At 59.2% G+C, this 9,571-nt stretch carries 7 protein-coding genes and 2 tRNA genes; 4 read left to right on the top strand and 5 right to left on the bottom strand.

From position 1 onward, the window contains the following. Positions 1 to 25: 25 nt before the first annotated feature. The 5 genes from ALO64_RS17750 to rluD all read right to left on the bottom strand — a co-directional run bounded on the left by ALO64_RS17750 (position 26) and on the right by rluD (position 4,905). Positions 26 to 102: transfer RNA gene (locus tag ALO64_RS17750), tRNA-Pro, on the bottom strand. A 29-nt stretch (positions 103 to 131) separates the two neighbouring features. Beyond that, positions 132 to 207: transfer RNA gene (locus tag ALO64_RS17745), tRNA-Asn, on the bottom strand. A 295-nt stretch (positions 208 to 502) separates the two neighbouring features. After that, entirely contained in the window at positions 503 to 3,067 is a 2,565-nt protein-coding gene (clpB, locus tag ALO64_RS17740) for an ATP-dependent chaperone ClpB (protein WP_044343860.1), read from the bottom strand. A 171-nt stretch (positions 3,068 to 3,238) separates the two neighbouring features. Further along, a complete protein-coding gene (gene pgeF, locus ALO64_RS17735) occupies positions 3,239 to 3,946 on the bottom strand; it encodes a peptidoglycan editing factor PgeF (RefSeq protein ID WP_044343859.1) in 708 nt (235 codons plus the stop codon). After that, positions 3,943 to 4,905, bottom strand: a complete 963-nt coding sequence (rluD, locus tag ALO64_RS17730) for a 23S rRNA pseudouridine(1911/1915/1917) synthase RluD (protein WP_002551999.1) — start codon at positions 4,903 to 4,905, stop codon at positions 3,943 to 3,945. The genes pgeF and rluD overlap by 4 nt, the downstream gene beginning before the upstream one ends. Before the next feature lie 149 nt (positions 4,906 to 5,054). On the opposite strand from rluD, the gene ALO64_RS17725 reads away from it, so the two are divergent. The 4 genes from ALO64_RS17725 (at position 5,055) to ALO64_RS17710 (ending at position 9,368) form a co-directional block, all read left to right on the top strand. Beyond that, positions 5,055 to 6,077 (top strand): outer membrane protein assembly factor BamD, encoded by a 1,023-nt coding sequence (locus tag ALO64_RS17725; RefSeq protein WP_005733851.1) that lies wholly within the window; start codon positions 5,055 to 5,057, stop codon positions 6,075 to 6,077. A 129-nt stretch (positions 6,078 to 6,206) separates the two neighbouring features. Next, positions 6,207 to 6,446, top strand: a complete 240-nt coding sequence (locus ALO64_RS17720; RefSeq protein WP_044343858.1) for a PP0621 family protein — start codon at positions 6,207 to 6,209, stop codon at positions 6,444 to 6,446. Continuing rightward, a complete protein-coding gene (locus ALO64_RS17715; protein ID WP_044343857.1) occupies positions 6,436 to 8,028 on the top strand; it encodes a sensor histidine kinase in 1,593 nt (530 codons plus the stop codon). The genes ALO64_RS17720 and ALO64_RS17715 overlap by 11 nt, the downstream gene beginning before the upstream one ends. A gap of 2 nt (positions 8,029 to 8,030) precedes the next feature. After that, complete coding sequence (locus ALO64_RS17710) at positions 8,031 to 9,368, top strand: sigma-54-dependent transcriptional regulator (protein ID WP_016982716.1); 1,338 nt, start codon at positions 8,031 to 8,033, stop codon at positions 9,366 to 9,368. Positions 9,369 to 9,571: the final 203 nt, after the last annotated feature.

Raw genomic sequence — 9,571 nt, 5'->3', positions numbered from 1 at the left:
ACCAACTGAGCTAACGACCCAAATATGGTCGGGGTAAGGGGATTCGAACTCCTGACATCCTGCTCCCAAAGCAGGCGCGCTACCGGACTGCGCTATACCCCGACTGAAACTTCATTGAACCTTGCGAAATCTGGCTCCACGACCTGGACTCGAACCAGGGACCCAGTGATTAACAGTCACTTGCTCTACCAACTGAGCTATCGCGGAACTATCGATTTCAGATTCAACTTTACAACCTGTTGCCTTGAAACCAGCGTGCTGTTAACTCGTTGATTTCAATCTCATCGACCTTTGCGCTTCGTTTGTATCGTTGCGTTCACGTCTCTGAGGCGCGCTATTCTACAATTTTAAAAACACCTGTCAACCCTATAAATTGCTTTTTAAGACAATGATTTGCGATTTTTTCCCAGAGCCCCTTTCAGGCCCGATTTTACTGCTGGCAGCATCCTCAGAAAAAAGGCCCTCGGCGAGAGGGCCCTCTATATAGAGCTGGCGAGCGCTATCAGGCAAACACGATCTCGTCGTCGACGACCTTGCCAGTGATGGTGCTGCAGGGCATGAAGCTGCCCGAGAGGATCATCTGTGCCAGCGGGTTCTCGATCCAGCGCTGGATCGCCCGCTTCAGCGGCCGTGCTCCATAGACCGGGTCGTAACCGACGGCAATCAGCTTGTCCAGCGCCTCGGGGCTCAGGGTCAGCGCCAGCTCGCGTTCGGCCAGACGCTTGCGCAGGCGGCCCAGCTGGATATCAGTGATACCGGCGATCTGGTCACGCGCCAGCGGTTCGAAGATCACCACTTCGTCAATCCGGTTCACAAATTCCGGACGGAAGTGCGTACCCACCGCATCCATCACCGCAGCACGTTGCGCCTCACGATCACCGACCAGTTCCTGGATCTGGGCCGAGCCCAGGTTGGAGGTCATGACGATCACGGTATTGCGGAAGTCCACCGTCCGCCCGTGGCTGTCAGTCAGGCGCCCGTCTTCAAGCACCTGCAACAGGATGTTGAACACGTCGGAATGTGCCTTCTCGACCTCATCGAGCAGGATCAGCGAGTACGGCTTGCGACGCACAGCTTCGGTCAGGTAGCCGCCCTCTTCGTAACCGACATAGCCCGGTGGTGCGCCGATCAGACGAGCCACGGAATGTTTCTCCATGAACTCGGACATATCGATACGCACCATCGCCTCTTCGGTATCGAACAGGAATTCGGCAAGCGCCTTGCAGAGTTCGGTCTTACCCACACCGGTCGGACCGAGGAACATGAACGAACCGCTTGGACGATTCGGGTCGGAAAGCCCTGCACGCGAACGACGTACGGCATTGGAGACCGCGACCACCGCTTCTTCCTGACCGATTACCCGGTTGCGCAGCAGGGTTTCCATGCGCAACAGCTTCTCGCGCTCGCCTTCCAGCATTTTCGACACGGGAATACCGGTCCACTTTGACACGACTTCGGCAATTTCTTCCTCGGTCACTTTGCTGCGCAGCAATTGGTTCTCGGGTTTGCCGTGCTGATCGACCATTTGCAGGCTGCGTTCCAGGTCCGGAATGATCCCGTACTGCAACTCGGCCATGCGGTTCAGGTCGCCACGACGACGCGCCGCTTCCAGTTCCTGACGGGACTGCTCTATTTTCTGCTGGATCTGTGCAGAACCCGTTACTTCAGCTTTTTCCGAGGTCCAGATTTCTTCGAGATCGGCGTATTCCTTCTCAAGGCGCACCACTTCTTCCTGGAGTTTTTCCAAGCGCTTGATAGCCGCTTCATCCTTTTCCTTCTTGAGCGCCTGGGCTTCCACTTTCAGCTGGATCAGGCGACGTTCAAGACGATCAAGCACTTCAGGCTTGGAATCGATCTCCATACGAATGCGGCTGGCGGCTTCGTCGATCAGGTCGATGGCCTTGTCGGGCAACTGGCGATCGGTGATATAGCGATGGCTCAGCTTGGCCGCGGCGATGATCGCACCGTCAGTAATGGCGACCTTATGGTGCACTTCATAGCGCTCTTTCAGGCCGCGCAGGATTGCGATGGTGTCTTCTTCACTTGGCTCGTCCACCAGCACTTTCTGGAAGCGACGCTCAAGTGCAGCGTCCTTCTCTATATATTGGCGGTACTCGTTGAGCGTGGTGGCACCGACACAATGCAGCTCGCCGCGAGCCAACGCAGGCTTGAGCATATTGCCAGCGTCCATCGAGCCTTCGCCTTTGCCGGCGCCGACCATGGTGTGCAGTTCGTCGATGAACAGGATGATCTGGCCTTCCTGCTTGGACAGTTCGTTGAGCAGCGATTTCAGGCGCTCTTCGAACTCACCACGGTACTTGGCACCGGCAATCAATGCGCCCATGTCCAGCGACAGCAAGCGTTTGCCGCGCAGGCCATCCGGCACTTCGCCGTTGATGATGCGTTGCGCCAGGCCTTCGGCGATAGCGGTTTTACCCACGCCAGGCTCACCGATCAGCACCGGGTTGTTCTTGGTACGGCGTTGCAGGACCTGAATGGTGCGACGAATCTCGTCATCACGACCGATCACCGGGTCGAGCTTGCCCTCTTCGGCGCGCTTGGTCAGGTCGACGGTGTACTTGTCCAGCGCCTGACGCGACTCTTCGACGTTAGGGTCATTCACGGCACCTTCGCCGCGCAGGTTGTTGATGGCGTTTTCCAAGGCTTTCTTGCTGACGCCCTGCCCCAGCAACAATTTGCCGAGCTTGCTGTTCTCGTCCATTGCCGCGAGCAGCACCAGCTCGCTGGAAATGAATTGATCGCCTTTCTGCTGTGCCAGACGGTCGGCCTGGTTAAGCAGGCGCGCAAGATCCTGCGACATGTTGACGTCGCCAGTGGGGTTCTGGATTTTTGGCAGGCGGTCCAGCTCTGCACTCAGTTCCTTGCGCAGGCTGTTGATGTCGAAGCCTACCTGCAACAGCAGAGGCTTGATGGAACCGCCCTGCTGCTCAAGCAGCGCCTGCATCAAGTGCGCAGGTTCGATGGCGGGATGGTCGAGGCCAACGGCCAGCGACTGGGAATCGGATAACGCTAACTGTAATTTACTGGTCAATCTGTCGATACGCATTAGTCACCTTCCTTTAATGCAGGCCGGAGCAATGAACACACCTATAAAGAAAACCTGCTGAATAGCCAGTTAGATGCGGACGATTCTGCGCGTTTCAAGCGGGCCGGGGTTGATACAGATCAGACGAGTGTTCAGGCAAGTCTAGCTGGAATGTGCAAAACAGCCCGGCAATCAGGCGTGTTCGATCCATATCAGCGAAGCGAAGCGGCCAGTGCGCGTGGCACGCCTGTAGGAAAAGAAGCGCGGGTCGGTGAAGGTATCCAGCCCGCCGCCATACACGGCAGAGACACCTTGGGCTGCCAGTCTTAACCGGGCGAGCGCATAGATGTCGGCCATGAAACGATCAGGATTCGAACTGGCGACAAACGCAGCGGCTGTCTGCGGGTGGCTGGCGGTAAAGGCCTCGCGCACCTCGGGGCCGACTTCGAACGACGGCTGGCCGATGGCCGGCCCCAGCCAGACCATGATGTCTTCGGGAGCACTCTGCAGGCTGTCGGCCGCCAGCCCGCGCCAGCCGGCATGCGCGGCAGCCACACGCGTACCGTCACGACGACAGAACAGCGCGGGCAGGCAGTCGGCGGTCATGATGGTGCAGGCCACGCCTAGCGTGCTCGTCCAGCTGGCATCGGCCTCGACGACACGGGATGGATCGGCAGGTACAACGTCTACGCCATGCACCTGCTTCAACCAGGCGGGCTGAGCCTTGAGACTGGCGGTCAGCCGCTGGCGATTGCTCGCCACGGCCTGCGGGCTGTCATCGACGTGATCGCCCAGATTGAAGCTGTCGAACGGGGCCAGGCTGACCCCACCCGAGCGAGTGGTAACGCAGAACTTGATCTGTGCTGGCGCAGGCCAGTCAGGTATCAGCCAGTCATTCACCCGATGAACGCCTCGCGATCCTGCTTGAGCAGGGACAGCAACCAGACGAAATCGTCCGGCAATGGCGATTCCCAGCTCATGCGTTTACCGGTGGTCGGATGATCCAGCTCCAGGAAGCGGGCATGCAACGCCTGCCGCGGGAAGGTCTTGAGCGAATCGACCATGGTCAGGCTGGCCGCTGGCGGAATACGGAAACGACCGCCGTAGGCAGGGTCGCCGACCAACGGATAGTTGATATGCGCCATGTGCACGCGAATCTGGTGGGTACGCCCGGTTTCCAGCTTGACCCGTACATGGGTGTGCGAACGGAAGCGCTCCAGCACGCGGTAATGACTGACCGCCTGCTTGCCGCCCTCCATCACCGCCATGCGCTGGCGCTGCTGGCCGTGACGGCCGATCGGTGCGTCGATCTTGCCGCCTGCGGTCACCACGCCAATCACGATGCACTCGTAGATACGACTGACACTGCGACTCTGCAACTGGGTAACCAGTTGGGTCTGTGCCTGAATGGTCTTGGCGACAACCATCAGACCAGTGGTGTCCTTGTCCAGACGATGCACGATGCCGGCGCGCGGAACATTGATGATGTCCGGCACATGGTGCAGCAAGGCATTGAGCAGCGTGCCGTCGGCATGACCGGCAGCCGGATGCACCACCAGACCCGCCGGCTTGTTGATGACGAGGATCTGGTCGTCTTCATAGATGATGTCGAGCTCGATGTCCTGAGCAACCCATTCACCCTGGGCCTCCTGCTCGGCAATCAGCTCGAGAACAGCGCCACCATGCACGATGTCGCGGGGGCGCAATACGCCTCCGTCCACAGTCAGGCGGCCGTCCTTGATCCAGGCGGAAAGGCGCGAGCGCGAGTGCTCAGCGAATAATTGTGCGGCGACTTGATCGAGGCGTTGACCGCCCAATTCGGACGGTACCTCTGCGCGGAGTTCTATATTTTCGGACATGACCAGACTAGGTGGCGGCTAGCCTTTGGTTTCGGCAGCGCGCTTGTGGTTAAATACGGCGTCTTTTGTCCCGCCGGTATCGCGGGGCGCTCATCATAACAGGACGGCCCCGCCCAAGACAGCAGGCCGTTATAGGGACGCAAGCCGCCATGCAAGTGAAACACCTGCTGCTGATCGCCATCCTCGCATTGACTGCGGCCTGTTCGTCGAAGGAAGTCATCGACGAAAACCTCAGCGAAGTCGAGCTGTACCAGCAGGCGCAGGCCGACCTGGGAAATAACAGCTATAACAGTGCCACAGAGAAACTCAAGGCGCTGGAATCACGCTATCCGTTCGGTCGCTACGCTGATCAGGCCCAGCTCGAGTTGATCTACTCGAACTACAAGAACGGTGAACCCGAAGCAGCCAAATCCGCTGCCGAGCGTTTCATCCGTCTGCATCCACAGCACCCGAACGTCGATTACGCGTATTACATGAAGGGCCTGACCTCCTTCGATCAGGACGTCGGCCTGCTGGCGCGCTTCCTGCCGCTGGACCAGACCAAACGTGACCCGGGCGCTGCCCGCGACTCGTTCAACGAGTTCGCTCAGCTGACCAGCCGCTTCCCGAACAGCCGCTATTCGCCGGATGCCAAGCAGCGCATGATCTACCTGCGCAACCTGCTGGCCTCCTACGAAATTCACGTAGCCGACTACTACCTGACCCGTCAGGCCTATGTCGCCGCCGCCAACCGTGGCCGCTATGTCGTGGAAAACTTCCAGGAGACGCCATCGGTAGGTGACGGTCTGGCCGTTATGGTCGAGTCCTATCAGCGTCTGCACCTCGACGATCTGGCAGCCACCAGCCTTGAAGTGCTCAAAACCAACTACCCGAACCACCCGCAATTGGCTGACGGCAAGTTCACCCCGCGTCAGGCCGAAGCCGACAACCGCTCGTGGCTGTCGAAAGCGACCCTTGGTCTGATCGACGGTAGCGCACCGCTGCCACCGGGCCAGACCCGTGCCGATCAGGACATCAAGAAGCAGTATCAGGACGCCAAGGACGCCATTCCGAAAGAGCTGTTGCCGGAAAATCAGGCAGAGCTGGACGAGCAGGCGGAAAAAGACGCCGAAGCGAAAGGCACCAAGAGCCGTTCGTGGTTCAGCTACATGACCCTGGGTCTGTTCGACTGATCTTCACGGCATTAAGAAAGAGGCCTTCGGGCCTCTTTTTTTATGCAGCACATTTATGCGCCGCAGCCACTGTGCGCCTGACTGTACCTTGGCTACACTGCGCCATCGTCAATCACTAAGCTGGTAGTCATGGTTCGCTTACTCATGTGGACCGCGTTGATCGCGGCGGTGATCTGGTTCGTCAAGCGCCTGATCAATCCCCCCAAGCCGAAGTCCCGTGCCGAGCCGCCTGAAATAGCGGCCACCCCAATGGTGCGCTGCGCACACTGTGGCGTTCATCTCCCTCAGGATCGCGCGCTGAGCCAGGCACAGCAATGGTATTGCAGCGAGGCACACCGCCTGGAAGGCCCTGCGGCACGTGACCGCTGACACGCCCTCGCTTGCCAGCCCACAGGCGCAAAGGATTCTGCGGCTTTACCACCTTTATCGACTGACCATCGGCGTGGTACTGGTCCTGCTGATTTCCAGCAGTCTGGAAACCGAACTGTTGCAACTGGCCAATCCAAACCTGTTCCGCTCGGGTTGCTGGCTGTATCTGGTGTTCAACATTCTGGTCGTCGTGCTGCTGGAGCGTCCCAGCCGTCAGGCGCAGCTATTCAGTCTGGCAATGACTGACGCAATCATGCTCTCTGCGCTGTTCTACGCGGCGGGTGGCCCTTCCAGCGGCATCGGCAATCTGTTGATTGCTTCCGTAGCAATCAGCAATGTATTGCTGCGGGGCCGTATCGGTTTGCTGATCGCCGCCGTTTCTGCCATCGGCATCATCTACCTGACGTTCTATATCAGCTTCGGTACACCGTCGGTTTCCAACGACTACGTGCAGGCTGGCTCTCTGGGTGCCCTGTGCTTCGCCGCCGCAATGCTGGTGCAGGCGCTGACAGCGCGCATGCAGGTCAGCGAAGTGCTGGCCGAACAGCGTGCAGCGGATGTCGACAGCCTTGAAGAACTCAACGCGCTGATCCTGCAACGCATGCGTACCGGCATTCTGGTACTGGATGCCAACCGTCAGGTGCTGCTGGCCAATCAAGGTGCCCTTACCCTACTGTGCCACGAGCGACTGGTCGGCCAGGTTATCGACGCTTACTCGCCGCAGTTGGTGGAACGCCTGCGCCAGTGGCTCGTCAACCCGATCATGGTGCCGCGCAGCGTCACGACTTCACCCATCGGGCCGGTGCTGCAACCGAGCTTTGCCGCACTCAATCGTGGCGATCAGCGCCAGACGCTGATCTTTCTTGAAGACCTGTCGCAAATTGCTCATCAGGCGCAGCAGCTCAAGCTCGCCGCGCTGGGACGCCTGACCGCCGGGATTGCCCACGAGATACGCAACCCGCTGGGCGCAGTCAGCCATGCCGCACAGTTGCTCAACGAGTCGGAAGAACTCAGCGCAGCGGACCGACGCCTGGGGCAGATCATTCATGACCAGTCGGGGCGTATTGATCGGGTCATCGAAAATGTTCTGCAACTGTCGCGCAGACGCGAAGCGCAGCCCGAACTGCTCGATCTGAAAACCTGGCTGGAACACTTTGTCACTGAATTTCGCAGTTCCGCTGCGCCCAATCAGTCGATTCATGTCGACATAAGCTTCGGCACGCTGACAACCCGCATGGATTCCGGGCAACTGACCCAGATCATGACCAACCTGCTACAGAACGGCCTGCGCTACAGCGGCAGAAATCATTCGTCAGCGCAGGTCTGGCTGAAGCTGCATCACGACCGACAAAGCGATTTGCCCATTCTGGAAGTACAGGACGACGGGCCATGGGTCAGCGAGCAACATTTGGCCAAGCTGTTCGAGCCGTTTTTCACCACGGAAAGCAAAGGCACCGGTCTTGGTCTATATCTGTCACGCGAGCTTTGCGAAAGCAATCAGGCGCACCTGGAATACGTCCCGCGGCAAGGTGGCGGCAGTTGCCTGCGCATAACCTTCGCCCACCCGTTCAAAACGAGCTGAGCATGAGCCAACGGCAAAAAATCCTGATAGTCGATGACGAGCCGGATATCCGCGAACTGCTGGAGATCACTCTGGGGCGCATGAAACTCGACACCCGATGCGCCCGCAATGTTGCCGAGGCCCACGACTGGCTGGCCCGCGAGCCGTTCGATATGTGCCTGACCGACATGCGTCTGCCCGACGGCAATGGCCTTGAGCTGGTGCAGCATATCCAGCACGGCTACCCTCATGTGCCGGTGGCGATGATCACTGCCCACGGCAACCTGGACACCGCGATTAATGCGCTCAAGGCCGGGGCTTTCGATTTTGTGACCAAGCCGGTCGACCTCGGCAGGCTGCGCGAACTGGTCAATAGTGCGCTGAGCCTGCCTTGCGCCCAGCCAGCCCGCAGCATCGACAGCCGCCTGCTGGGCGACTCGCTGGCGATGCGTACCTTGCGCAACCAGATCGGCAAGCTGGCCCGCAGCCAGGCGCCGATCTACATCAGCGGCGAATCGGGCAGCGGCAAGGAGCTTGTAGCGCGGCTGATCCACGAGCAGGGTCCGCGCATCGATAAACCGTTCATACCGGTGAATTGCGGGGCCATTCCTTCCGAGCTGATGGAGAGTGAATTCTTTGGCCATCGCAAGGGCAGTTTCAGCGGTGCCCACGAAGACAAGCCTGGTCTGTTTCAGGCGGCACATACCGGAACGCTGTTTCTCGACGAAGTGGCCGACCTGCCGCTGGCCATGCAGGTAAAACTGTTGCGAGCCATCCAGGAAAAATCAATCCGCAGTGTAGGCAGCCAGCAAGAGCAGATTGTGGACGTACGCATTCTGTGCGCCACGCACAAGAACCTTAATGCAGAGGTTGCGGCAGGCCGTTTCCGTCAGGATCTGTATTACCGGTTGAACGTGATCGAAGTGCGCGTCCCCTCATTGCGCGAGCGGCGCGAGGACATCGATCAACTGGCAGCCAGTGTTCTAAAGCGACTTGCTGGCAATGGCACGCAACCGGTGGCGCGCCTGAATGCGCAGGCGCTGGACACGCTGAAGAGCTACCGATTCCCCGGTAACGTGCGCGAACTGGAAAACATGCTGGAGCGCGCCTACACGCTCTGTGAAAACGATGAAATCCATGCCAGCGACCTGCGCCTTGCAGAGTCCGCCAGCCCCCAGGAGCACAGCGGTCCTAGCCTGGCCGACATCGACAACCTTGAAGACTACCTCGAAAGCATCGAGCGCAAGCTGATTCTGCAGGCCCTGGAAGAAACCCGCTGGAACCGTACCGCAGCGGCAGAAAGGCTCAGCTTGTCCTTCAGATCGCTGCGTTACCGGCTGAAGAAACTGGGCCTGGATTGAGCGCTCCGTACGGCACAGCCTGACCGACTATCGTGCGACGCTCCGCGTCGGCATGCGTTTCTGGACGCTCTGCGTCCCATCCTGAATAAGCGGCGCAGCGCAGATTTGTGACGCGGAGCGTGACCCCAGGCATTCCCACGCTGGAGCGTGAGGAACGATAAGTGTCTGGGCTAGGGCGCGAGGAACGATAATCTCCACTATCG

Source organism: Pseudomonas meliae, assembly GCF_001400515.1.
Classification (GTDB): Bacteria; Pseudomonadota; Gammaproteobacteria; order Pseudomonadales; family Pseudomonadaceae; genus Aquipseudomonas; species Aquipseudomonas amygdali.
Note: the sequence above shows the minus strand (reverse complement) of the source record. Positions and strands in the feature narration are given on the sequence as shown.

What these genes read in the sequence shown, in the direction of transcription:
- ALO64_RS17725 (WP_005733851.1), top strand. Translation starts at nt 5,055, where the DNA reads ATGCAAGTGAAACACCTGCTGCTGATCGCCATCCTCGCATTGACTGCG.
- ALO64_RS17710 (WP_016982716.1), top strand. Translation starts at nt 8,031, where the DNA reads ATGAGCCAACGGCAAAAAATCCTGATAGTCGATGACGAGCCGGATATC.
- ALO64_RS17720 (WP_044343858.1), top strand. Translation starts at nt 6,207, where the DNA reads ATGGTTCGCTTACTCATGTGGACCGCGTTGATCGCGGCGGTGATCTGG.
- rluD (WP_002551999.1), bottom strand. Translation starts at nt 4,905, where the DNA reads ATGTCCGAAAATATAGAACTCCGCGCAGAGGTACCGTCCGAATTGGGC.
- clpB (WP_044343860.1), bottom strand. Translation starts at nt 3,067, where the DNA reads ATGCGTATCGACAGATTGACCAGTAAATTACAGTTAGCGTTATCCGAT.